17 protein-coding genes and 1 pseudogene are annotated in these 24,185 nt (G+C 70.0%); 9 read left to right on the forward strand and 9 right to left on the reverse strand.

Annotated elements, in window-relative coordinates; all coding sequences use genetic code 11:
• Together WA675_RS26340 and WA675_RS26345 are read left to right on the forward strand one after the other, a co-directional pair.
• Positions 1-434, forward strand: a pseudogene (locus WA675_RS26340) (hypothetical protein); the annotation flags it as partial.
• Entirely contained in the window at positions 338-1,021 is a 684-nt protein-coding gene (locus tag WA675_RS26345) for a Fic family protein (protein WP_442945727.1), read from the forward strand. The pseudogene WA675_RS26340 and the gene WA675_RS26345, both read left to right, overlap by 97 nt.
• Positions 1,022-1,122: 101 nt before the next feature.
• Here the strand turns inward: WA675_RS26345 and WA675_RS26350 are convergent, their stop codons facing one another.
• The 5 genes from WA675_RS26350 to WA675_RS26370 form a co-directional block, all read right to left on the reverse strand.
• The gene (locus WA675_RS26350; protein WP_336087982.1) at positions 1,123-2,025 is read right to left on the reverse strand and encodes a hypothetical protein; all 903 of its coding nucleotides are present in this window, start codon (positions 2,023-2,025) and stop codon (positions 1,123-1,125) included.
• 67 nt (positions 2,026-2,092) lie between these two features.
• On the reverse strand, positions 2,093-2,440 hold the full coding sequence (locus WA675_RS26355) for a DoxX family protein (protein ID WP_336087983.1): 348 nt from the start codon (positions 2,438-2,440) through the stop codon (positions 2,093-2,095).
• A gap of 135 nt (positions 2,441-2,575) precedes the next feature.
• A complete protein-coding gene (locus tag WA675_RS26360) occupies positions 2,576-3,313 on the reverse strand; it encodes a phosphoglyceromutase (protein WP_336087986.1) in 738 nt (245 codons plus the stop codon).
• Between the two features lie 27 nt (positions 3,314-3,340).
• Entirely contained in the window at positions 3,341-3,517 is a 177-nt protein-coding gene (locus WA675_RS26365) for a hypothetical protein (protein WP_278261564.1), read from the reverse strand.
• Positions 3,518-3,799: 282 nt separating this feature from the next.
• A complete protein-coding gene (locus WA675_RS26370; protein WP_336087988.1) occupies positions 3,800-4,684 on the reverse strand; it encodes an ROK family protein in 885 nt (294 codons plus the stop codon).
• Positions 4,685-4,930: 246 nt separating this feature from the next.
• Here WA675_RS26370 and WA675_RS26375 point away from each other — a divergent pair, with 246 nt between their 5' ends.
• On the forward strand, positions 4,931-6,061 hold the full coding sequence (locus tag WA675_RS26375) for a lipase family protein (RefSeq protein ID WP_336088023.1): 1,131 nt from the start codon (positions 4,931-4,933) through the stop codon (positions 6,059-6,061).
• 39 nt (positions 6,062-6,100) lie between these two features.
• Here WA675_RS26375 and WA675_RS26380 read toward each other — a convergent pair whose 3' ends face one another.
• Genes WA675_RS26380 through WA675_RS26395 form a run of 4 tightly spaced genes read right to left on the reverse strand, consistent with a single transcriptional unit; the run spans position 6,101 to position 11,274 of the window.
• Entirely contained in the window at positions 6,101-6,604 is a 504-nt protein-coding gene (locus WA675_RS26380; protein ID WP_336087991.1) for a YbjN domain-containing protein, read from the reverse strand.
• Positions 6,601-8,067: a D-inositol-3-phosphate glycosyltransferase gene (gene mshA / locus WA675_RS26385; protein ID WP_442945728.1), complete on the reverse strand. Its 1,467-nt coding sequence runs from the start codon at positions 8,065-8,067 to the stop codon at positions 6,601-6,603. Before mshA ends, WA675_RS26380 begins: the two co-directional genes overlap by 4 nt.
• Positions 8,036-10,285 carry an MMPL family transporter gene (locus tag WA675_RS26390; protein ID WP_336087994.1) on the reverse strand — a complete coding sequence of 750 codons (2,250 nt, stop codon included), beginning with the start codon at positions 10,283-10,285 and terminating at the stop codon, positions 8,036-8,038. The genes mshA and WA675_RS26390 overlap by 32 nt, the downstream gene beginning before the upstream one ends.
• Entirely contained in the window at positions 10,282-11,274 is a 993-nt protein-coding gene (locus WA675_RS26395) for an alpha/beta hydrolase (RefSeq protein WP_442945729.1), read from the reverse strand. Before WA675_RS26395 ends, WA675_RS26390 begins: the two co-directional genes overlap by 4 nt.
• Before the next feature lie 292 nt (positions 11,275-11,566).
• Between WA675_RS26395 and WA675_RS26400 the strand changes: the two genes are divergently transcribed.
• From WA675_RS26400 to WA675_RS26425, 6 genes are all read left to right on the forward strand, one after another.
• Entirely contained in the window at positions 11,567-18,253 is a 6,687-nt protein-coding gene (locus WA675_RS26400) for a type I polyketide synthase (protein WP_336087996.1), read from the forward strand.
• A 28-nt stretch (positions 18,254-18,281) separates the two neighbouring features.
• Complete coding sequence (locus WA675_RS26405) at positions 18,282-19,691, forward strand: MFS transporter (protein WP_336087997.1); 1,410 nt, start codon at positions 18,282-18,284, stop codon at positions 19,689-19,691.
• 4 nt (positions 19,692-19,695) lie between these two features.
• On the forward strand, positions 19,696-21,078 hold the full coding sequence (locus WA675_RS26410) for a condensation domain-containing protein (RefSeq protein WP_336088000.1): 1,383 nt from the start codon (positions 19,696-19,698) through the stop codon (positions 21,076-21,078).
• Between the two features lie 303 nt (positions 21,079-21,381).
• A complete protein-coding gene (locus tag WA675_RS26415; RefSeq protein ID WP_336088002.1) occupies positions 21,382-21,990 on the forward strand; it encodes a TetR/AcrR family transcriptional regulator in 609 nt (202 codons plus the stop codon).
• A gap of 93 nt (positions 21,991-22,083) precedes the next feature.
• A complete protein-coding gene (locus WA675_RS26420; RefSeq protein WP_336088003.1) occupies positions 22,084-22,929 on the forward strand; it encodes an SDR family oxidoreductase in 846 nt (281 codons plus the stop codon).
• A complete protein-coding gene (locus tag WA675_RS26425; protein ID WP_336088004.1) occupies positions 22,926-23,993 on the forward strand; it encodes a hypothetical protein in 1,068 nt (355 codons plus the stop codon). Before WA675_RS26420 ends, WA675_RS26425 begins: the two co-directional genes overlap by 4 nt.
• Positions 23,994-24,185: the final 192 nt, after the last annotated feature.

Consider the following 24,185-nt stretch of genomic DNA (forward strand, 5'->3'; position numbering starts at 1 on the left):
CGGGTCTGTCAGCAATCGGAACCTTTCACGTCACCAGGAGATCTATCCGCACCGACCGGTCGGAGCGAGCTGTCCGCGCGCTGGCCGCTCATCCCGAAGCACGTGGGCTGGAGGGGATCGCTCGATTCCTGTTGCGGTCGGAAGCAATCGCGAGCTCCCGCATCGAGGGCATCACCCCCTCGCCGCAGCAGGTCGCGCTGGCCGAACTCGCGCAAGAGGAGTCGGTCAGGGGTTTCAGTGACAACGCGCGTCTGGTCGCCAACAACATCACCGTCGTTCGTCGCGCGACCACCACTCTCGCCGAACACGACGCGATCCGCGTCGACAGGCCGCGGTGGTGCACGCGCAGTTCGAAACCATCCACCCGTTCACCGACGGGAATGGCCGGGTCGGCCGAGCGCTCATCCACACCGTGCTCACGCGCCGTGGACTGACAGCACGCGCGGTCCTACCGGTCAGCCTGGTCCTGGCCACGCTCAGCGACCGCTATATCGACGGGCTGACCAGCTATCGCTACCTCGGCGCCCCCGACAGCACCGCCGCGCGCATCGGACTCGATCACTGGATCGAAATTTTCCTGGACGCCGTCGACTCGGCAGCAGGCCAAGCACTCCACCTCGCAGACGAGATCACCGTGCTACGGGACGAGTGGGGCGGGCGCCTCGCTGCCTACCGAGCAGGCCTCGGAAAACCCAAGCGCCCGGAGCCGCGCGCCGACTCCACCACCGCGCGCATCCTCCAACTCCTCCCGGAAACGCCCGTGCTGACCAGCGCCTCCGTGCAGCGCGCGCTGGGTGCATCGCCACCGGCCGCGAAGCAGGCACTCGATGAGCTCGCCAATGCCGCGATCCTGGGAACCACGTCACTCGATCGGCGAACCACCGGGTATATCGCCCGCAGTGTGCTGGATCTGGCCGCCTACACCGAACGCGCTCTGGCAAGCACTCGTTTCGACACACGCGGCTCGGCACCGAGCAGGCCCGCCCCAGCGCGACCTCGGACACCGAGATCCGCCTGGTAGTCCCAGCGTCGGCCAAGCACGCGAATCGGGGTTTGTCAGCGGCACTCGGTCGATTCCGTGGACGGAAAGGTCGATTCCGCTGGCCTACCAGCAGAAATGGATCAACCGAAGAGTTCGTCGGCGCTGTTGGCTGTCAGCGCCTGCGCCAACCAGGCGTTGAGCTGATCGAGATCCGTCGTCTCGGTGAGTAGCGTGCGCTGAGCCGCCGACAGCTCGATGCCACGACCCGTGAGCACCGTCAACAACGCACGCTGCACCCCGAGCGCCAGCCCCTGTTCACGACCTTGTTCGAGGCCTTCCTCTCGCCCCTGCGCCCGCAGGCGCTGCGCCGATTCGGAGCGGAAGAACGACAGATCGGTGGCCATTTTGTCCCTCCAGAGCTTGGCTGCCTCGGTATGTGAGATTCCCTGCTCGACCAGTTCAGCGTAGAACTCGGTCTCCTCGCTTGCTCCGCGTCGACGAAACGCCGCCACGATCGCTTCCAGTATCTCACCGATCTCGGGCTCACGCGCATGCGTTATCGCCGACAAGGCCGCCAGGGGCAGATCTGCTTCTGCCTCGGCCGGGTCGGTGATCGCGGGAACGTTGTGTGGGCCGAGGACCAGAGGCGACAAGCGGAAGGTGGTCCACCGGCGGTAGGAGACCGACATCGTTCTACTCGCCCACGTCGCGGTTTCTTTGTCATGACAGACCACGACGAGAACGACGGGCAGGTCGTACTTGTTGTGCAGGAATGTCACGTAATAGGACCATGCGGCAATTCGAGGGGGGTCCTGCGTCGATTGTGCCTCGACGACCAGCAGGAATGCATCATCCTCGGTCGCGATGCGCAAGATGGTGTCAGCGCGGCGTTCGACCGGCGCGGTCTCGGTCAGGTCTACCGAGATCTGCTCCACCGCGACCGGGTCGGGGAACGGAAGACCCAGCACATGGAAGGCGCGGGCGAACGCCGCTGGATCGTGGGTGAAGATCTTGTGCATCGCCTCGTGCGACGAACTGACCATGCGTACAAGCTATCAATTGTCGAACCCCTGTTCGAATCGGGCAAAATAGGCAGGGGGACAAGCTGATTCAGGAGACGAGGCCCAATCCGAGGGCGACGGCCACCGGGGCGAGATACAGGACGGGGAAGGCGACCGTCTTGTACGAGTGGGCGCGCAGGACGGTGATCACCGCGCCGGTGAAGTACAGGATCAGCCCGATCGCGGCGGCGATGCCGATCGGGGGGACGGCGAGGCCGAGCAGGAGGCCGATCGAACCGGCGGCCTTGGCGATACCCAGTGGCGTCCACCAGGACTGGGGGACGCCGTAGGCGACGAGGGGGTCGACGACGAAGGGGGCTCGGCGCAGGAGGGAGACGGCGGAGAAGCCGACCCAGAGGGCGGCGGCGATGGTGACGATGACGTAGGCGGTGTGCATGGCGGGGCTCCTTCGGTGGCCGCGGTGATCGCGGCGGCTACCGAGGTGACGACGTGACCGCCGGTCCTGTGACATCCACGCAGCACGGCGCCCCGGTCCACAGGGGTGGGCCGGGGCGCTGGGGAGAGCTGGGGACTACTTGCCGCCCTGGTTGGCGACCGCGGCGGCGCCGGCGGCGGCGGCCTCGGGGTCCAGGTATTCGGCGGGCTTCACGGGGCGCAGGTTCTCGTCGAGTTCGTAGCGCAGCGGGATGCCGGTGGGGATGTTGAGGCTGGAGATGTCCTCGTCGGAGATGTTGTCGAGGTGCTTGACCAGCGCGCGCAGCGAGTTGCCGTGGGCGGCGACCAGGACGGTCTTACCGGTGCGCAGCTCCTGGGAGATCGTGTTCTCCCAGTACGGGATCATCCGGGCGACGACGTCCTTCAGGCATTCGGTCTTGGGGATCTCGATGCCCGCGTAGCGCGGGTCGCCTTCCTGGCTGTACTCGTTGTCGTCGGCGATCGGCGGCGGCGGCGTGTCGTAGCTGCGGCGCCACAGCATGAACTGGTCGTGGCCGTACTGCTCGCGGACCTGCTCCTTGTTCTTGCCCTGCAGGTCGCCGTAGTGGCGCTCGTTGAGGCGCCAGTCGCGCACGACCGGGATCCAGTGCCGGTCGGCGGCGTCGAGCGCGTTGTTGGCGGTGCTGATCGCGCGACGCAGCAGCGAGGTGTAGACGATGTCGGGCAGGATGCCGTGCTCGGCGAGCAGTTCACCGGCCCGCTTGCCCTCGGCGATGCCCTTGTCGGTCAGGTGCACATCCACCCAGCCGGTGAACAAGTTGAGGGCATTCCATTCGCTCTCGCCGTGGCGCAGCAGCACGAGGGTGTAGGTCATGGGGCCATTCTGGCATTGCGCCGAAGGTCAGGCCCACTCCACCTCGTCGAACCCGAGGCTCATCTCGTGTGGTCCGCCCGGGACCAGAGCGTCGACCTGTAATCGGGACGCGCCCGCGTCGACCTCGCGCACCACGGCGCACACTCCTCGTAGCGGTCCATCCGGAATATGGACGACATCCCCCGGCACGTAGTCGGCAGCCACCTCTTCGAGGCTACGCGCGCACCCACCCCACCCCCGGCGAACGCGCCGGGCCCGACCGAAGAGTCCGGCATCGGCCAACACGTGCCGCCGCGCGGGCGATCACCCCGGCTCCGCGCACCGGCCCGGTCGGCACCCACTCCCTACCCCAGCAGCGCCCCCCGGAGCACCACCCGCCCACGCCCAGCATCACCCGTCGCCGCCCCAGCGCCGATCCCCGGCATCCTGCCCCAGCACCACCCACGGTCTCCAAGGGCGCGCGCCGAACGCCCTCCCTCCGACGGATCAGCCCTCCACCGCGAGCACACCGGCCCCGACCAGCGTCGCCCCCTCCCCGATCGCCGACAAGTCGACCGCCAGGTCTCGGATGAACCCGAGCCGCGCGTGCCGTTCGACGGCCGCCCGCAACGGCCCCCACAGCGACTCCCCGGCCTGCGCGAACCCGCCGCTGATCACCACCCGGTCCACATCCAGCAGCGCGGCCGCCGAGCAGATCGCCTGTCCCAGCGCGGTTCCCGCCCGGTCCAGCGCGGCCAGCGCTATCGGGTCGCCCGCCCGGCCCGCGGCCGCGAGCTCGGTGCCGGTCTCCCCCGGCCAGCCCCGCGCACGCGCCCAGCGCACCACCGCCATCCCGCCCGCGAGCGCCTCCACACACCCGAATCCTCCACATGCACACGGTGTTTCGTCACCCGGGACGACGATGTGTCCGAAGTGCCCGGCATTCCCGGTGCGCCCCACCAGGACTCGGCCGTCGGCCACGATCCCGCCGCCCACCCCCGACGACACCGTCAGCGCCAGCCCGTTGCGCACCCCGCGCAGCCCGCCGAGCCGGTGCTCGGCCAGCGCCAGGCAGGCACCGTCGATCGCCAAGCGCACCACCGCATCCGGGAACAGCGCGCGCACCCGCTCGACGATCGGGAACCCGTCGCGCCACGGCGCGAGGTTCAGCGGGCCGATCACCCCGCCGGGCACGTCCACCGGCCCGGCCGCGCCGATGCCGACCGCCGTGACGCGCATGTCCTTGGCCACAACCCGGAGCAACTCCCGGCAAGCCGCCCACGGGTCGGCGACCCCGGCGGGAACGCGGCGCACCCCGCGCAGCGCGTAACCCGAATCCACCGCTCCGGCAGCGAATTTGGTCGCTCCGATATCCAGGGCCAGTGCCGTCATCACTACTCCTGTGCTCGCGGGTTCCGGCGCGGGCCAGCCCAGGGCGTGGTTGCCCGGGTGTCGCCGGTGATGTGAATTCTCACAGGATGTGGCGCCCGACACTTTGACTACTGGTCGGTACGCGCGGCCCCTTTTCGTTGGATACTTCCACACGGGTCGGGTCGTGACAGTTGGGCAGCACTACATTGATGAAGGATAGCTGTGTCGAAATTCGTTGTACTGGTGTTGAGCCTGTTGACGGCGGGCATGCTCGCCGCACCGGCCGGCGCGAACCCGTTGTATCCGACCCCGGATCCGGATCCGTTCTTCCACGCACCGAGTGACATCGGCACACTCGCTCCCGGTGACGTCGTGCGCACCCGCCGCATCGACACCTGGATGTACCCCGGCACCGAGGGCTGGCAGGTGGCGTTCCGCTCCACCAACTCCCGGGGTGAGGCCATCATGGGCGTCACCACCGTGCTGATGCCGACCGGGGTGAAGAACCCGCCGCTGGTCTCCTACCAGGCGCTGATCAACTCGATCGGCACCCGCTGCAACCCCTCGCAGTCGCTGTTCAACGGCGAGCTGCAGGACGCGCCCGGCGCCATGCTGCCGCTGCAGCGCGGCTGGGCCATCTCGGTGCCCGACTACCTGGGCCCGACCGTCGCCTACGGCGCGGCCAAGCTCAGCGGCATGGTCACCCTGGACAGCGTGCGGGCCGTGCAGAAGGTCGCCGAGCTGGGCGTGAGCGACTCGCCGGTGGCGATCGCGGGCTACTCGGGTGGCGGTATGGCCACCGCGTGGGCGGGCGCGCTGCAGCCGACCTACGCGCCGGAACTGAAGCTGGCCGCGGTGGTGGCCGGTGGTATCCCCGCCGACCTGGAGCTGATGGCCGACGCCCTCGGTTTCGCCCCGCACCCCGGCTTCGGCCTGGCCTTCGCCGCGGCGATGGGCATCGAGCGCGAGTACCCGGAGCGGGTGCCGGTCTCGGATTCGCTCAACGAGAACGGGCTGTGGTTCCGCGAGTTCACCAAGGACGCGTGCCGCCGGTTCCTGTTGTTCCACGGTGTGTTCCGCAATGCCGAGCAGATGGCGGCCTCGAAGGACCTGATGACCAGCGAGGTGGCGCGCGGGGTGCTGCGCGAGAACAGCCTGGTGCACTTCACCGGCGCGCCGACCGCCCCGACCTACATCTGGCAGGGCAAGTACGACACCCTGACTCCGTACGGTCCGGTCGCCGAATCGGTGCGGCACTTCTGCGCCCAGGGTGCCCCGGTGCAGCTGGCTACGATCGAGATCTCCGAGCACATGACGGCCGCGGCCGCGGGGTTCGTCGACGCGTGGAACTACGTGGAGTCGCGCTTCCGCAACGAGCCGGTGCCGAGCAACTGCTGAGGTAGGACGCGCGGGTGCCGGTCGGGCGGCACCCGCGTTTCAGGCTTCGTCGACGAGGTCTTCTTCGTCGATCAGGTGCTCGAATGCCCGCAGGTTCTTGAGGGATTCGCCGCGCGAGACGCGCCACTTCCATTCCTTGCGAATGGATTCCGCGAAGCCGAGCTCGAGCAGCACATTGAAGTCGGTGTCGACGGCTTCGAGGATCTGGCCGAAGAGCCGGTCGAGTTCGTCGGGGGTCACCGACTCGGCCGAGGCGCGGCCGACGAGGTAGATGTCACCGACATTGTCGAGGGTGTAGGCCACGCCGTAGAGGCGGCGGTTGCGGCGCAGCAGGTACTTGTAGACGCCTTCGAAGTTCTCGTCGGGCTTGCGGCAGACGAACGATTCGATGCGCACGCCGTGCTTGCCGACGGTCAGCATCACGGTGGTCTTGAGCTTGCGCTCGCCCGGCAGCACGACGATGAAGGTGTCCTCGGCGTGCCGGGTGTATTCGATCTCGCGATCGCGCAGTGTCTCGTCGATCACCTGCGATACGGCGTTCACCTGCGTACTCCTGTCCGGCGCCGCCACAGCGCCCGCGATCTGGCCTGGCCGGTCTCGCCCGCGAGCAGCGCGATGGGCCCGCGTTCGGCGCGGAATCCGGCCATGGCGGCAGCGTAGCTGTCGAGCAGTCCCTCGGCGGTGTGCGCCCAGGAGAAGCGGCTCGCGTGCTCGACGGCGGTGGTACTCATCCGGGCCAGGCGGGCGGGGTCGTCGAGCAGGGCGGCCAGCGCGTCGGCCCAGTCGGGGGTGCGGTGCCCGGCGACCAGCAGGCCCGATTCGCGATCACGTACCGCCGTGCCGAGCCCGCCCACATCGGCGGCCAGCACGGGCGTGCCGCTGGCCTGGGCCTCGATGGCGACCAGGCCGAAGGATTCGTTGTAGCTGGGCACGGCCACCACATCGGCCGCGCGGTAGACCTGCACGAGCCGGTCGGGGGCCTGCGGGGGCAGGAAGGTGACCCGGTCGGCGATGCCGAGGTCGGCGGCCAGGTCGATGAGCGCGTCGGGGCGGGCCAGGCCGGTGCCCGAGGGGCCGCCGACGATGAGGACCCGCAGGTCGCGGCGGGGATCGCGGCGCAGTAGTTCGGCGGCGGCGCGGACCAGCACGTCGGGGGCCTTGAGCGGCTGGATGCGGCCGACGAAGGCGACGATCTGCTCGTCGGCGCGCAGGCCGAGTTCGGCGCGGGCGGCGAGCTTGTCACCGGGGCGGTAGCGGGTCAGGTCGGCGCCGGGGGGCACCACGTCGATGCGGTCGGGTGAGGCGCCGTAGAGGTCGACGAGCTGCCGGGCCTCGTCGCCGGTATTGGCGACCAGCCGGTCGGCCTCAGCGATGACCTGCTTCTCGCCGATCACCCTGGTCTCGGGTTCGGGGGTGTCGCCCTCGGCCAGCGCGGCGTTCTTGACCGCGGCGAGGGTGTGCGCGGTGTGCACCAGCGGGACGCGCCAGCGGTCGCGGGTGAGCCAGCCGACCTGGCCGGAGAGCCAGTAGTGCGAGTGCACGAGGTCGTAGTGGCCGGGCAGGTGGCGGGCCTCCTGGCGCAGCACCTCGGCGGTGAACGGACACAGCTGGGTGGGCAGCTCGTGCTTGTCCAGGCCCTCGAACGGTCCGGCGACCACGTGGCGTACCAGTACGCCGGGGCCCGCCTCGGCGACCGGGGGCAGGTCGGAGGAGGTCGCGCGGGTGAAGATCTCCACCTCGGTGCCGCGTTTGGCGAGTTCGAGCGCGGTCTGCAGCACGTAGACGTTCATGCCGCCCGCGTCACCGGTACCGGGCTGCGCCAGCGGGGAGGTATGCACCGACAGCACCGCGATGCGGTGGGGCAAGAGATCCGGGCGACGCTGACTCACACCTTCCAGTGTGCACGCCGCGACGCCGCCACCATCATCCCCACCGGGATCGGTGACGGCTGTCACACCGTTTTCGTGGCCGGGTTCACGCACCCGCCGACACCGAGCGTGCCCCATCGGGGCCGCCGTCGCGAGCGGATTTTCGCCATGACGGTCGCCACCAGCACCACCGGCCGAGCCAGGTCATCGCGGCCGGGACCAGCAGCAGGCGCAGCACGGTGGCGTCGATGAGCAGCGCGGTGACCATGCCGTAGGCGATGTACTGCATCATCAGCAGCTCGGAGAAGGCGAAGGCGCCGGTCACCACCAGCAGCACCAGGGCCGCCGCGGTGATGATGCGCCCGGTCCGGGCGGTACCGGTGCGCACGGCCTCGGCGGTGGTGGCGCCCGCCGCCCTGGCCTCCACGATCCGCGACAGCAGGAAGACCTCGTAGTCGGTGGACAGGCCGTAGATGACCGCCACGATCACCACCAGCAGCAGCGCCATGATCGGCTGCGGGGTGAAGTTCAGCAGCTCGGCGCCGTGCCCGTCGACGAAGATCCAGGTGAGCACGCCCAGCGTGGCCCCCAGCCCGAGCGCATTGCACACCGCGGCCTTGACCGGCAGCACCCAGGACCCGAACGCCCACACCAGCAGGGCCGTGGTGACGAGCAGGACCGCCAGGATCATCAGCGGCAGCCGGTCCACCAGCGCCGTGACACTGTCGTGCCCGACCGCCGGTTCCCCACCGACCAGCAGCGTGGTGCCCGGTGGCGGTTCGAGAGCGCGCAGGTAGTCGATGGTGGCACCCGGGTCACCCACCAGCGCGGCCTCGCTGACATACACGTCTCCACGCTGCGCGGGCACACCGAACGCCCCCGCCAGCCCCGGCGCCCCCTCGGCCGCCCGCCACAGCTTCCCGACGGCCAGCGGATCGTCGGAGACCATGACGAGCCGGATCGGATCCGCCTCGCGCAGCGGGAACAGTTCGTCGAAATGCTGCTGTGCCAGGCGGGTGGGGTCATCCGGCGGCAGATACCGCTCGCTGACGCTCCCGAAGGCGAGTCCACCGATCGGCGCGGTGAGGACCAGCAACCCGGCGAGCACCGACAACGTCACCACCCGTGGATGTCTGGCCACGAACCGCCCCAACCGTTGCCAGCGATCTTCGCGGGTGACGGTCGACCGCGCGTCCCCCACGACGCCGACCGGCACAGGTACATGGTTCCCCGCACCGGCGAGACCACCCGCGTCCCCGGTCGCGGCGGCACCATCGAATCCGCCCGGAATCCGGTGCGCTCGTGGCCGGGGCAGGCCCAGCAGGTCGACGCGGGGGCCGAGGACGGCCAGGAGTGCGGGCAGCACCGTCAACGCGGTGAGGGCCGCGAGGGTGATGGTGACGATGGTGCCGTAGGCGAAGGAGCGGAGGAAGCCGTGGGGGAACAGGAGGATGGTCGCGGCGGCGGCGATGACGATGGTGGCCGAGGTGAGGACGGTGTGGCCCGCGGTCGAGACGGTGCGGCGGACGGCGTCGTCGACCGGGCGGCCTTGCGCCAGTTCCTCGCGGAAGCGGCTGACCATGAACAGGCCGTAGTCGATCGCCAGGCCCAGGCCGATCATCGACACCACCGGGGCGACAAAGGAATTCACCTCGGTCACCTGGGTGAGCGCGCGGATGACACCCCAGGCGGCGAGCACGGTGAGTCCACCGGCGAGCAGGGGCAGCGCGGCCGCGACGACGCCGCCGAACACCACGAACAGCAGCACCGCCACCAGCGGCAGGGCGATGAGTTCCATGCGCCGCTGGTCGGTGGTCATGGTGTCGGTGAGGGTGGCCGCCACGACGCCCCCACCGGCGATCTCCATCGAGATACCCGGCGCGGCAAGGTGATCGCGGACTAGACGGTAGTTCCGCAGCAGGGTGGTGTTGTCCTCGCCGCGTAGGGCGAGCGAGGCGAACGCGTGGCGGCGGTCGTCGGTGCCGAACAGGGCGGGTTGTGACACACCGGTTTCCGTCGGCCAGTACGCGCCGTTGATCCGCGCGATCTGGTCGGGGAATTCGTGTGGGAGCCGGTTCAGGTGGGCGACAACCGCTTCCGCGAAGACGGGATCGTCGACCATACGGCCGTCGGGGGCGTGGAACAGCAGCAGGATGTCGGCGGAGTGATCCCGGCCGAACGCGGCGGCGCGCAGGATCTCGGCGCGTACCGCTTCCGAACCGGGATCGTCCCAGCCGTCGGCGGTGAGCCGGTCACCCAGCCCGAGCCCGTAGCCCCCGAGCGCCAGCAGTGCGGCGACCACCGCGCCGAGGACGAGCGACCGGCGGCGGACGACGAGGTCCGCCCAGCGGCTCACCGATTCAGCGCCGACTCGAACAGCGGCCAGGACTTGTGCAGATCCTGCTCCCAGTAGCCCCAGGAGTGGGTGCCGTTGGGCCGCAGATCGACCGTCGCGGGAATGCCCAACGACTGCAAGCGATCTCGCAGCTGCTGGGTGCACACATTGGTGACCGCCTCGAGCGTGGCCCCGAACAGCAGCTGATAGGTCAGCTGCACCGGGTCGCCCTGGGCGGCGATGGTGTCGAGCGGGCCGGGGATGCCGGTGCCGGAGGAGATGTAGACCTCGGTGCCGCGCAACGCTTCCGCGTGCAGGTACGGGTCGTGCGCCGACCACGCGGGATCCGACGGCGGGCCCCACATATTGGCCGCGTTGCCGAGCCTGCTGCCCACCACCGTGCGCACGATGGCCTGCCCGCGCGGATCACTGGTGCGCACACATCCGCTGTAGGAGCCGATCGCCCGGTACAGGCCCGGCTCGGCCAGCGCGAGCTGGAACACCGAGGTGCCCGCCATCGACAGTCCCGCAATGGCATTGGCGCCGGAGCCGTGGAAGGCGGCGTCGATCACCGGCGGGAGTTCCTGGGTGAGGAAGGTGGTCCAGCGCTGCTTGCCCAGCACCGGGTCGTCGGCGCGCCAGTCGGCGAAATAGCTGCCCGCGCCGCCGAACGGGATCACCACGTTCACCTGCTTGTCCTTGAAGAAGGACACCACATCGGTGCGGTCGAGCCAGTTCCCGTCGGCACCGCCGCCGACCCCGTTGAGCAGGTACAGCGTGGGCGCGGGCTCGTCCGGGTCGGCGGCGCGCAGCACGCGCACCCGGTTCACCGTGTCCATCGACGGTGAGTACACGCCGATATCGACGGTGTCGTCGGCTTCGGTGCGCCGATCGTCGATATAGGCCGAATCGGTGGGTGTGGCCAGCACATCCGGTGTCCCACCGAGCACCGTGACCAGCGCGGCAGCCGCCGCGACGACGATCCGAGCGCCTCTTGCCCGACCAGACATCATCGAACTCCGATCTCGACGCCGAATCCTGTTCCCTGCTCGCGATCCAACGACATCTTTGAACGCTACACACGGATTCGGGAAAACATTGTGACGATTACCAGAAGATTTTCCGTGGTCCTGTGCGCGAATGCAGGATGCCGACCCGTCGGTGTCCGATCACAATCACAGACGTATCACGTTGGTGGCGTGGACGAACCACGTTACTACTCCAGTCGATCCGGCACGAGGCGACCTACGCTGCGCAGACCGGGCACGCGACGACATCCGAGTGCCCCGATGCGGAGGAATCATGTCGGATATCGCTGTTGTCGGAATCGGCTGCCGATTCGGTGGCGGAATAGACTCACCGGAATCCTTCTGGGATTTCGTGGTCGAAAAACGCGACGCGGTGGTGGAAATTCCGGAGAGCCGCTGGGATTATCGCCGTTACTACGATCCGGACAAGCGGACGCCCGGCCGCAGCTACACCAAGCACGGCGCGTTCCTCACCGGCGACCCGTGGGAGTTCGACCCCGACTTCTTCGGCATCTCGCACCGCGAGGCGACCGGCCTCGACCCGCAGCAGCGGCTGCTGCTCGAGGTCACCTGGGAGGCGCTCGACGACGCGGGCGTGGCGGGCCGGGCCGCCGGGCGCTCGGTCGGGGTGTATGTGGGTGGGTTCGTCGTCGACCAGTCCGTGCTCGGGGTGGTGGGTCCGGCGCTGGCGCACGTGGACATGCACACCGCGGCCAGCGCCTCCTACACCATGCTGTCCAACCGCATCGCCTACGCGCTCGACCTCACCGGCCCCGCGCTCACCGTCGACACCGCCTGCTCGTCGTCGCTGGTGGCGGTGCATCTCGCCTGCCAGGCGCTGGCCAACGGGGATTGCACCGTCGCGCTGGCAGGCGGGGTGAATGTGATGCTCCAGCCGGAAACCTTCGTGATGATGTGCAAGGGCGGGTTCCTCGCCGCCGACGGGCGGTGCAAGTCCTTCGACGCCGCAGGCGACGGGTACGGGCGCGGCGAGGGCGCGGGCATGGTGGTGCTCAAGAAGCTCGACGACGCCGTGCGCGACGGGGATCGCGTGTACGCGGTGATCAAGGGCACCGGCGCCAATCAGGACGGGCGCACCACCGCCATCACCGTGCCCAATGATGTCTCCCAGGAGGAGCTGGCCAGGACCGTGTGCGAGCGGGCCGCGATCGCGCCGGACTCGGTGACGTATGTGGAGGCGCACGGCACCGGCACGCTCGTCGGTGATCCGATCGAATTGCGGGCGCTGGGGCGGGTCTACGGCGCGGCCTCGGGCCGGTCGGGGTCGCTCGGCGTCGGCTCGCTCAAGTCGACGCTCGGCCACACCGAGGCCGCCGCGGGGGTGGCGAGCGTGATCAAATCCGCGCTGGCCGTGGCGCATCGGACGATCCCGCCGCAGGGCTGGTTCGAGACCCCCAATCCCGATATCGCCTTCGACGAACTGGGCCTGCACGTGCAGCTCACGGCCGAGCCGGTCGAGAGCGCGGAGCCGATGACGATCGCGGTCAACGGTTTCGGCTACGGCGGGACCAATGCCCATGTGCTGATCCAGGAGTTCCGCCCCGAACCCGTCCCGCCGGTGGAACCGAAACACTATGGCGTACTGCCTATCTCCGCGCGCAGTGCTGCCGCGACCCGGGCCATGGCGGGGCGCTTCGCCGATCTGCTCGCCGACGGCGCCGATCCCGAACGGCTCGCCGAGGCCGCCTGGACCCGGCTGGCGCACCATCCGTTCCGCACCGGCGTGCTCATCGACGGGGCACCCGAACTGATCCGTGAGCTGCGCGGGTACGCCGACGGCGCGGGCCGCGACGCCACCCGCACTGTCACCCGGGGTGGAGACGACCCGGTCTTCGTGTTCTCCGGCATGGGACCGCAGTGGTGGGGCATGGCACGTGAACTGCTGTGCGCCGAGGGCACTTTCGCCGCGACGGCGCAGGAGATCGACGCGGCCTTCCACGAGGTCGCGGGCTGGTCGATCATCGGGGAACTGTTGCGGCCGGAGGAGGAATCGCGGGTGACCGCGACCATGGTGGCCCAGCCCGCCAACTTCCTGGTGCAGGTCGCGCTGGTCGACGAGCTCGCCGCGCACGGCATCCAGCCCGCCGCCATCGTCGGGCACAGTGTGGGCGAGGTGGCCGCGGCGTATGTGTCCGGGATGCTGACCTTGCGCGAGGCGGTGACCGTGGCTTTCCACCGGGCCCGGTTGCAGTCGACCACGGCCGGGTCGGGCGGCATGCTCGCGGCCGGGCTGAGTGTCGCGCAGGCGCGTGAGCTGCTCGGCCCCGAGGCGGCCGTCGATATCGCCGCGGTGAACAGCCCGCGCAGCCTCACCCTCGCCGGTGATCCCGAACTGCTCGACGAGCTGGCCGAAAAGCTCACCGAACAGGGCGTTTTCGCGCGACGGCTGCGGGTGGAGGTGCCGTATCACAGCCGCATGATGGACCCGATCCTGCCCGAATTGCGCACGGTGCTGGCCGATCTCGAGCCGCGGCCGCCGCAGGTGCCGCTGTACTCCACGGTCACCGGTGACCTGGTCACCGCGGGCGAGTGGGACGCCGAGTACTGGTGCGCCAATGTGCGCCGGACGGTGCGGTTCGCCGAGGCGGTGACGGCGCTGATCGGCGCGGGCAGCCGGGTGTTCGTCGAGGTCGGGCCGCATCCGGTGCTCTCCGGCAATATTCGCGAACTGCTGTTGGAGACCGGCGAGACCGGTGCCACCGTGCCCACCCTCGACCGCAAACAGCCCGATCAGCTCAGTATCCGGAGCACCGTGGCCGGGCTCTACGGCGCGGGCGCGCTCGACCTCGACGCGCTGTTCCCGCCCGACCGGCCCGCGACCCCGCACCAGCCGCTGCCGCGCTATCCCTGGCAGCGCACCCGCCTGCGTTCGGCGCTGCCGCTGTTCGAGCAGCTGCGGCACGGGTCGCCCGGCGGGTACGCCATGCTCGGCGACCCCGATCTGGAGGGCAGGCCCGGCTGGCTGTTGCAGATCGGCACCGAGAAGTTGCCGTGGCTGGCCGACCATGTGGTGGGCGGGGCCCGCATCCTGCCCGGCGCGGCCTATCTGGACGCGGCGCTGAGCGCGGCGGCCCAGCGGAGGGGCGAGACGCGGGTGGCGCTGGAGAATGTGCGGTTCGTGGCGCCGGTGATCATGAGCTCGCCCGATGTGCCGCTGCTGGAGCTGAGTGTGGAGGAGGCCAGCGGGCGGTTCCTGATCCGCTCGCGCGGCGCGACCGGCTCGGTGTGGACGGTCAACGCGACCGGGAGGCTGCTCACTGGGAGTTACGAGGCCACCGACACCGTGGTGCCCGAGCTGGATTCGGCCGTGGAGTTCGTGCCCGAGCTGTTCTATTCGGCGCTGGCGGCGCGCGGCTTGCAGTACGGTCCGGCCTTCCGCCGGGTCACCGCCGTGCGGGCGAGCCGGGACACGGTGGTGGCGACGGTCGACGCGAGTATCGCGGCCGGGTCGGGGCATCTGGCGCATCCGGCGGTGGTCGACGCGGCCATGCAGGTGGCGGCGCTGCTGTTCGCCGACGACGCCATCGGCGAGGGCGCGCTGGTACCGGTCGGCGTGGACGCGGTGCGGTTGTTCGGGGCGCTGCCCGAGGAGGTCACCGTGCTGGCCCGGCGCGATCCGTCGACCCGGCTGCGCGCCGAGGTGGAACTGCTCGACGCGTCCGGGACCCGCTGCCTGCACCTGGTCGGCGTGCAGGTCGGGGCCCTGAACCCGGCGGCGAGCCCGCTGCACCGAATGGCGGAGTTCTTCTACACCGACGAACTCGAGGCCCGTCCCCCGATCGACCCCGCCACCCTGCCCGTCCACGACGACGCCGCCACCGTCGTCCTCGCCCTCGGCGCCGCTCCCCGCGCCCGTCAGCTGGCCACCGCCCTCCCCGGCGCCGTCCTCCAGATCGCCGATCCGACCACCGACCCGACCGAGACGACCTACCTCACCGAGGAACTCACCCAGCACCTCTACGCGGCCGTCCACGCACTGCGTTCGAGCGATCCCCAGACATCCACACCCGAACACGCCCAGCGCGACACACCAGCAGAGCAGCGCAGACTCCCATCGCCAGAACATGCCCAGCACAGACCGGCTGCCGAGCACGGACCGACTGCCGAGCACGGACCGACTGCCGAGCAGGGGGCGGCTGGCGAGCACAGACCGGCAGGCGAGCAGAGGCCAGCAGGCGAGCACAGACCGGCTTCGACCAGGCCCGACTCGCAATCCACCGTTGTCGGGGGCACTGCGGCCGGGGTCACGCAGGCGAACACCCTGGTCCCGGCCCGCCGGGAGCGCCTGCATGTCTGTCTGGTGGCGGGGTCGATCCACGATGACATCGCCGCACTGTGGACGCTCAAGCAGATCGCCGTCACGCTGGGCGAATTCGCGGACTCGCTGGTCGCGCCCGGTGATGTGGTTCCGGCGCTCGGGGAGGGGCTGATCGACGTCACCCTGGTCACCGAGCAGGCGTTCACCCTGCCCGAGGACGCCGCCGAACCGCAGCATCGGCATCGCGCCCTCGCCGGGGCCCGCCGGGTGCTGCTCAACGAGCAGACCGGGCTGCGCTGGCGGCTGATCGATGTGGACGCGGCGACCCAGCTCGGCACGCTGGTCACCGAGCTGGCGGTGCCGGGCGCGTTCACCCTCGACAACACCGACGAGATCGTGTTGCGCGAGGGCGTCCGGTGGGCACCGCTGGTCACCAAGCGTCTACAGGAGCGCATCGACGAACTCGATACCGCGCATCCGCTGGCGGACCCAAACGCCGACTTCGCCGTCGAAGTGCCGAAATCGCGGCTGCTGTCGGGCCTTTCGTGGCGGGCCAGCACGCGGCGCGATCCGGAACCGGGGCAGGTCGAGGTGCGGATGCGGGTGATCGGGCTCAACTACAAGGACCCGCTCAAGGTGATGGGGCTGCTCGGGGAGCGCGAGCTCGCGGGCACCTTCTTCGGCACCGCACCCGGCATGGAGGGCGTGGGCACGGTGGTGCGGCTGGGCGCGGGGGTCACCGCGCTGGCCGAGGGGGATCTGGTTGCCATCGCCGCCAAGGACATGATGCGCCGCTACCACCTGGTCGACCAGCACGCCGCCATCCGCCTGCCCATCGGCGCGGAACCCGGATTGTGCACCAGCACCACGGCTTTCGGCACGGCCGAATACGCCCTGCTGGATCTGGCCCGGCTGCTGCCCGGCGAGACGGTGCTGATCCACGGCGCGGCCGGTGGGGTCGGGTCGGCGGCCATCCAGGTGGCCAAGTCGCGCGGTGCCCGCATCATCGGCACCGCGAGCACGCCCGAGCGGCGCGCCCACATCCGCACTCTCGGGGTGGATCACGCGCTGCATTCGCGCTCGCTGAACTTCGCCGACGACGTGCTCCGGCTCACCGACGGGGTGGGCGTGGACGTGGTGCTCAGCACCGCGCCGGGCGAGATCCTGCGCCAGAACTTCCGCGCGGTCACCGAATTCGGGCGCATCGTGGAGGTCGGCAAGGCCGATGTGTACACCGGCGGCCTGCTGGAACTGGCCAACTTCGACAAGAACCTCGCGTACTTCTCGGTCGACCTGGACCGCATGTGCGCGGTGCGCCCCATGCAGCTCGCCGACCTGCTGCGCCGCGTCTACGAGAAGATCGAGGCGGGCGTCTACCAGGCACTGCCCTACGAACTGTTCGAAACCCACGAGGTGGCAAGGGCTTTCGACGAGGTGATCCGGTCCTCCCGGATCGGCCGGATCGCGCTGAGCATGGATGACGCCGCCCCGCCGGTGCGCCCGCGACTGCCCGAGGTGCGCATCCACGGCGCCGCCAGCTACCTGATCAGCGGTGGCTTCGGCGGTTTCGGGCTGGCCACCGGACGCTGGCTGGTGAGCAAGGGCGCGCGGCGGCTGGTGCTGGTGGGCCGGGGCGGGGCCCGCACCGAGGACGCGCGACAGCAGATCGACGCCTGGCGGGCCAGTGGGGTCGAGGTGGTGGAAGAACGGGCCGATATCGCCGATCTGGTGGCGGTGACCGAGGTGCTCGGGCGCGCCCACGTCGACGGGTATCCGCTGCGCGGGATCTACCACGCGGCGGGCGCGGTCGCCGACAACCGGATCGGGCTGATGGACCTCGACGAACTCACCCGCGTCTACCGCCCGAAGGTGCAGGGGGCGCGGGTGCTGCACCGCGCGGTGACCAATGCGGGGATCGAGCTGGACATGTTCGTCCTCTATTCCTCCGGCGGCTCGATGTTCGGCATCTTCGGCCAGTACAACTACAGCGCGGCCAATCTCGCGGTCGAGGCGCTGGCCGAGCAGTGGGCACGCGCCGGGGAGCGGGTGCTGTGTGTGGGCTGGGGACACATGTCCGGCGCCACCGGCGGCATGGCGGCCGACGAGAAGGTCGCCAAGTATCTGGAGGTGGCCGGGTTCGCGCCGATCGATATGGCCGACGGCACCGCCTATCTCGAACAGGCGCTGCGCCTGGGCGTCACCCGGGCCTCGATCATCCCCACCGACTGGTCCCGGCTGGCCGCCTCGTTCCCGCAGATGAGCCGCACCGGCAGACTCACCACCCAGATCGCCGCGGCCGTCGAGGACAATTCCGCGCTGGCCCGGCTGCAAGCCGAACTCGGCGCCCTCGACGAGGGCAAACGCGGCCATGCCGTGGCCCGCATGCTGGCCGACCAGCTCGCGGTGGTGATGGGCGTGGCCCCCGACTCCATCGACCTCACCGTACCGGTGCCCGAACTCGGGCTGGATTCGCTGATGGCGGTGGAATTCGGTGCGCGGGTGAGCAAGTCGCTGGGGATCGAGCTCATGTCCTTGCAGATGGGGCGCTCGTTCAGTCTGGAGCAGGCCGGGCCGAAGGTGGCGGAGCTGATCCTCGCGGCGGAGACGGGGCGCATGTCGATGCCGGACCTGGCTGCCGTGGCGCCGGTGGCCGAGCCCGTGCTGAGCGGGGCGGCACAGTGATGACCTCGCGCTCCGTGGGGATCGGCCGATGACCGAGGCTGTCGCGCCCGCCGTGACGCCACCACCCGCAGGCGCGCGGCACGGCGCGTGGCCCGCCTTCGCCGGGTGCCTGATCGCGGTGTTCATGCAGATGATCGACGTGACCATCGTGAACACCGCGCTGCCCAGCATCACCGCCGACCTGGGCGCCTCGGCCGCGCAGCAGCTGCTGGTGGTGACCGGTTACTCGCTGGCGTTCGCCTGCACGCTGCTCCCGGCGGCCCGGCTCGGGGCCATGTTCGGGCGGCGGTGGATGTTCCTCGGGTCGGTGGTGGCGTTCACCGTGGCCTCGATGTGGTGTGGGATCTCCGGCAGCGCGGCGGAATTGATCGCCGCTCGGGTGGTGCAGGGCGTGTGTGGTGGTGCGATGGCGGCGCAGACGATCGCCATTCTCACCGCGAGTTTCCCGCGTAGTAGGCATCCGCTGGTGTTCGCGGTCTACGGCGGGACGGCCGGGTTCGCCGGAATGCTCGGGCCGATCGTCGGCGGGGCGCTGATCACCGCGAATATCGCGGGGAGCGGCTGGCATTCGGTGTTCCTGATCAATGTGCCGCTGGGGGCGCTGGCCTTCGCGCTGGCCTTCCGGTGGTTGCACGTGGGGGCGAGCGGGCGGCGCGGTGGGCTCGATCCCGCCGGGGTGGTGTTGTCGACGGTGAGCCTGTTCCTGCTGCTGTCGGCGCTGGCCTCGGTGCAGCAGGACGGCTGGCGGCCGGTCCCGGCGCTGGGGGTGTTGGTCGCGCTCGGTATCGGAGTGGGTTTCCTTGTGCAGCAGCGTTGTTCGACACTGGAACCGCTGGTGCGGCTGGCACTGTTCGAGGATCGCGGGTTCGCGGTCGGCTCGATCCTGGTGACGCTGTTCTTCGGCCTGTTCACCGCCTTCGTCTTCGCCATCTCGATCACTCTGCAGGACATCGTCGGCTTCTCGCCGCTGCGCACCGGCATCACCATGACGCCGTTCGCGCTGGGTGCCGGTGCGGGAGCGCTGGTCTCGCCCTGGCTGGTCGGGCGCTGGGGCGCGCGGGCCCTGGCGGTGGGGATCGCCTGGTTCGGGGTGTGTGTGGCGATCGGGGCCGGGTATCTGTGGTGGACCGGCGGCACCGTCGACCTGCGGATCGCGCTGGGGCCGATCTTCGTCGCGGGGATCGGGGTCGGCGTGTTCGGGGTGCAGTTGCCGCCGATGATGCTGGCCGGGCTGTCCCAGCGGCGCATGGACGACGCGTCCGGGCTGCTGCCGACCATCGAGCAGGTCGGCAACGGGCTCGGTCTCGCGCTGCTCAGCGCCGTGTTCTTCCGCGCCCACACCCTCGGCGGGGCGCTGGCCATGTTCGCCGCGGTCGCGGTGCTCGCCCTGGCGATGGGCGGGCTCGCCCTCGCCCTGCCCAGTCACGAACGGAGATAGTCGCGTGGTCGGTTTCGGACTGCTCGAGGAATGGCACCCCGATACCGGGCGGCTGGTGAGCTGGCACGCCTCGGCCGCGTCGGTGGCGGCGGCCGCGCGGGCGCCGCGTCATCCGGTGCCGCCCTCGCATCAGCAGGAGCAGTATCTGGCGGCGGCCCACCGGCATCGCGAGGCCGCGTTCCGCTTCTCCGGGCTGTGCGTGGTCACCGCGGCGGTGCCCGGGCTGCTCGACCGGGCGGCAATGACCCGCGCCATCAATGCCTTCCTGCGCCGTCACGACACCTTCCACACCTGGTTCGACCGCGCGCCCGACGGGAGCATCGGCAGGCACCTGATCGACCCGGCCACCATCGAATTCACGCCGGTGGAACACGGCCTGGCCGACGGCAACCGGGTGCGCGCGCACGTGCAGCAGAGCACGCCGGGGCCCTTCGAGTGGCACTGCTTCACCTTCGGCGCCGTCGAGCACGCCGAGGCGACCACGCTGTATCTGGCCGTCGACCATCTGCACACCGACGGTGTGGGCCAATACATCTCGTGCTTCGAGCTGGCGCACCTGTACCTGCGCGAGATCGGTCAGGATGCCGGGCAGCTCACCCGGCCCGCCAGTTTCGTCGAGCACTGTGCCCGCGAACGCACCGCCTCGGCCGAGCTCACCCGCAGCTCGCCCGGTGTGCGGCGCTGGCTGGATCTACTGCGCGGCAACCACGGTGAATTGCCTTCGTTCCCACTGGATCTCGGCCGCAGCAACGACACCTACAACCGCAGCGCGCACCGCACCATCGACCTGTTCGACGAGGCCACCGCGCTGCGCTTCGAGAAGATCTGCCGCGATCACGGTGCCGAGTTCACCGGCGGCATCTTCGCCGCCGCCGCGCTCACCGAACGCGAACTCCTCGACAGCGACTACTACTTCACCCTGTCCCCCATCAGCACCCGCTCCTCGATCGCCGAACTCACCTCCGTCGGCTGGTACGTCACCCTCATCCCGGTCGCCTTCCCGATCGGCGCCACCACGGGCTTCGCCCGCACCCTCACCGCCGCCCAGCGCGCCTACGAACACGGCCTCACCCTCACCCCCGTCTCCCCCCACCGCGTCCTCGAACTCGCCGCCGACGACCCCGACATCGCCGCCCGCCCCGGCTGGTCGGCCCCGATGATCTCCTACGTCGACGCCCGCGATTTCGCGGGCAACGAGTACTTCACCACCGCGGGCACCGGCGTCTACGCCAACCGCGCCGCCACCGAAGAAGTCCTCCTCTGGATCAACCGTCTCCCCGCCACCACCACCCTCAGCGCCATCTACCCCGACACCCCCACCGCCCACCGCACCGTCGACCGCTACCTCCACACCCTCCGCACCACCTTCCACACCGCCGCGCGATAGCAGCTGAAGGAACAGCAGTTCTACAGTCAAGTCATGAGCGACGGCGAGGACATCACCATCACCGTCGCGGGACGGCCGAGAGTCCGCCTGGTACCGAGCGCCGCTGCTCGCTGGTGTCGCTTCGGGGAGATCGCCGAGCTGTGGTCCGGCACAGCGGACCCTGATTGGGCCCGCGACCGTGATCTCATCGATCAGGCACGCCCAGCCGAGCGGGTCAGTATGGCAGGGACAGTATCGAGGGAGAGGACGGGAACCGGAATGGCGACGCCAGCAGCGGAGCGACCGGGACGGCGGTATTCCGGGATGGACGCCGAGGAGCGGACGCGGGCTCGGCGGGCGGCGATTCTGGCGGCCGCGCTGGAATTGTTCGGCAGTGACGGGTTCGCGGCGACCTCGGTGAAGCAGATCTGCCGGACGGCGGGGCTGACGGAACGGTATTTCTACGAGTCGTTCAAGGATCGGCAAGCATGTCTGATCGGGCTGTACACCGCGCTGGTCGCCGATCTGCGTGCGGCTACCGAGGCGGCGGTCGCCGCCGCGGGACCCGATGATGTCGCCGCGGCCGCGCACGACGGGTTGGCGGCGTTCATCAAGCATCTGACCGACGATCCGCGCCGGGCCAAGGTGATCCTGATCGAGGTCGTCGGCGTCTCGGCCGAGCTCGAGGAACTGCGGCACGGGGTGCTGCGCGCCTTCGCCGAGCTGATCGGCGCGGTCTCGGCGGCCGACCCGGCGGTCGACTCCGCCGACGAGGACACCCGGCTCACCGCCATCGCCCTGTCCGGCGCGGTGAACAACCTGCTCGTGGACTGGATGATGACCGGCCGACGCCAGAGTCCCGCCGTGCTGACCAGGGTGTGCGCCACCCTGTTCGTCTCCGCCCTCGCCGGGCTGCGCCGCCCCCTGGAGTAGATCCGGCACTTGCCACCACGCCCCCATCGTGGTCATACTGGGCTTTCATCTGACATGTCGATATGTCACATGGACCACGAAGGGAGCCCCCGGATGCGCTCGACCATCCCCGCCCGAGGCCGGGTGATCGCGATCACCGGCGCCGCCCGTGGCATCGGCGCGGCCATCGCCCGCGAACTCGCCGCGGCGGGCGCCCACGTCGCCCTCGGCGATCTCGACGCCGCGGCGGCCGCCGAGACCGCGGCCGCGCTGCCCGGCACCGCCGCCGGATTCGCCCTGGACGTCACCGTCGACGACTCGTTCACCGGCTTCCTCGACGCCGTCGAAGCCCGCTGGGGCCCGATCGACGTGCTGATCAACAACGCCGGGGTGATGTGGGTCGGCCGCTTCGAGGACGAGCCCGAGGCGGCCACCCGGCGTCAGCTCGCGGTGAACCTGCACGGCGTCATCCGGGGTGTGCGGCTGGCCGCGCCCCGGATGCGGGCGCGCGGGCGCGGGCACCTCGTCACCGTCGCCTCGGCCGCGTCGAAACTGGCGCCCGCCGGGGAGGCCACGTACGCGGCGACCAAGCACGGCGTCTACGGCTATCTCAGCGCGGTGCGGGCCGAGCTGCACGGCAGCGGCGTCGAGCTGTCGGTGGTGATGCCGACCGTGGTCGACACCCCGCTCGCGGCGGGCACCTCCCCCGGCGCGGTCGCCACGCTGACCCCCGAGGACGTCGCCCGGGCGGTCGCCGACGTGCTGGCCCGGCCGCGTTTCGAGGTGACCGTGCCCCGCCGGGTCGGCCTGCTCGTCCGCCTGGCGAACCTGCTGCCCGACCGGCCGCGCACCGCGCTCTATCGCCGCCTGGTCCCCAACCAGATCACCGACAGCGATCCCGCCTCCCGCGCCGGTTACGAGCGCGCCACCCTCACCGACAACCCAGGAGAACCCCGATGAGCATCGACAGCACCACCGCCGTGCGCCCGATTCCCGAATTCGACGGCGTCCACGACATCTGGCCGCGCGGCAAGCGGCTCGCGGCCGTGCGCGCGGCGGCCTTGCGCTACCGCGAGCGGTTCCTGAGCCAGGGGCAGGTCAGCGCCGTGCGGAGCTTCGATATCGCCGCCGCGCCCTATCCGGCGCGCTTCGCCTTCCAGGGCTACTCGGTGAATGTGAACCCGATGATCTCGATCATCAACCGGATGTTCGTCATCCAGTTCGAGGGTTTCGACGGTGAGCGCAAGACGCTGGTCTGGGAGCCCACGGTGGCGGCCGGGTCGGCGGAGGCGCCGTTCTACCGGAATCTGCAGCAGTTCGCCCAGCGCTTCGGCGCGGAGAAGCTGTTCGTGAAGTACTACGACGATCCCGAGGCCGTACTGCCCCGGCTCGGGCTGCGCAACGAGGACGTGGACTACCTCAGCTTCGACCACCTGCACGTGCAAGACCTGCGGCGGATCATGCCGCTGTTCCCCAACGCCAAACTGCTGGTGCACCGCAAGGAACTGGGCACCTTCGAGGCCATGCATCCGATGCAGTGGGCCTGGTATGTCGACGGCGGCATGGACGGGGTGCCGCGCGAACGGCTCGAGATCTTCGACGGCGATGTGGAACTCGGCGTCGGCGTGAGCCTGCTGTGGACCCCCGGCCACACCGACGGCAACCACTCGCTCGTGCTCAACACCCCCGACGGCGTGTGGGTCTCCTCGGAGAACGGCATGGCCGCCGACAGCTGGCAGCCCGAACTGTCCCGGATCCCCGGCGTACGCCAGCAGGCCGCGTTCTACGGCCGCGAGGTGGTGCTCAACGGCAACACCCTCGAGGACTCCCTCGACCAGTACGACTCGATGGTCAAGGAGAAGGCCATGGCCTCCCGCTCCCCGCGCGACCCCCGCTGGCTCCAGATCATCCCGTCCTCGGAATGCGCGCCGTGGAAACGCCAGTGGCCGGTGGTCCCGACCTACAGCCACGGCGGGCTCGATTACGGCACCATCGTCGGCCGCGAAGGTGGGGCGTCGACCTAGGAGCAGCACCGCCGAATAGAACCGCACCGAACTTCGCCAGGCATCCGGCGAGAGTTCTCTTTGCGCTGCTCAGATGCGCTTACTACCCGGTAGAAGATGCGGGAATTCGCGCATTTCTGCAACATGTTTCATACAATGTTTGTACGCTCCCCAAGGTGCCGCGACGAGGCGGCCGGGAACACGGGGGTGGCG

Origin of the sequence: Nocardia sp. SSK8, assembly GCF_037034205.1 — a bacterium.
In the GTDB taxonomy this organism is placed as follows: Bacteria; Actinomycetota; Actinomycetes; order Mycobacteriales; family Mycobacteriaceae; genus Nocardia.

What these genes read in the sequence shown, in the direction of transcription:
- WA675_RS26420 (WP_336088003.1), top strand. Translation starts at nt 22,084, where the DNA reads ATGCGCTCGACCATCCCCGCCCGAGGCCGGGTGATCGCGATCACCGGC.
- WA675_RS26425 (WP_336088004.1), top strand. Translation starts at nt 22,926, where the DNA reads ATGAGCATCGACAGCACCACCGCCGTGCGCCCGATTCCCGAATTCGAC.
- WA675_RS26400 (WP_336087996.1), top strand. Translation starts at nt 11,567, where the DNA reads ATGTCGGATATCGCTGTTGTCGGAATCGGCTGCCGATTCGGTGGCGGA.
- WA675_RS26370 (WP_336087988.1), bottom strand. Translation starts at nt 4,684, where the DNA reads ATGACGGCACTGGCCCTGGATATCGGAGCGACCAAATTCGCTGCCGGA.
- WA675_RS26415 (WP_336088002.1), top strand. Translation starts at nt 21,382, where the DNA reads ATGGACGCCGAGGAGCGGACGCGGGCTCGGCGGGCGGCGATTCTGGCG.
- WA675_RS26395 (WP_442945729.1), bottom strand. Translation starts at nt 11,274, where the DNA reads ATGTCTGGTCGGGCAAGAGGCGCTCGGATCGTCGTCGCGGCGGCTGCC.
- WA675_RS26360 (WP_336087986.1), bottom strand. Translation starts at nt 3,313, where the DNA reads ATGACCTACACCCTCGTGCTGCTGCGCCACGGCGAGAGCGAATGGAAT.
- mshA (WP_442945728.1), bottom strand. Translation starts at nt 8,067, where the DNA reads ATGGGGCACGCTCGGTGTCGGCGGGTGCGTGAACCCGGCCACGAAAAC.
- WA675_RS26375 (WP_336088023.1), top strand. Translation starts at nt 4,931, where the DNA reads ATGCTCGCCGCACCGGCCGGCGCGAACCCGTTGTATCCGACCCCGGAT.
- WA675_RS26405 (WP_336087997.1), top strand. Translation starts at nt 18,282, where the DNA reads ATGACCGAGGCTGTCGCGCCCGCCGTGACGCCACCACCCGCAGGCGCG.
- WA675_RS26355 (WP_336087983.1), bottom strand. Translation starts at nt 2,440, where the DNA reads ATGCACACCGCCTACGTCATCGTCACCATCGCCGCCGCCCTCTGGGTC.
- WA675_RS26350 (WP_336087982.1), bottom strand. Translation starts at nt 2,025, where the DNA reads ATGGTCAGTTCGTCGCACGAGGCGATGCACAAGATCTTCACCCACGAT.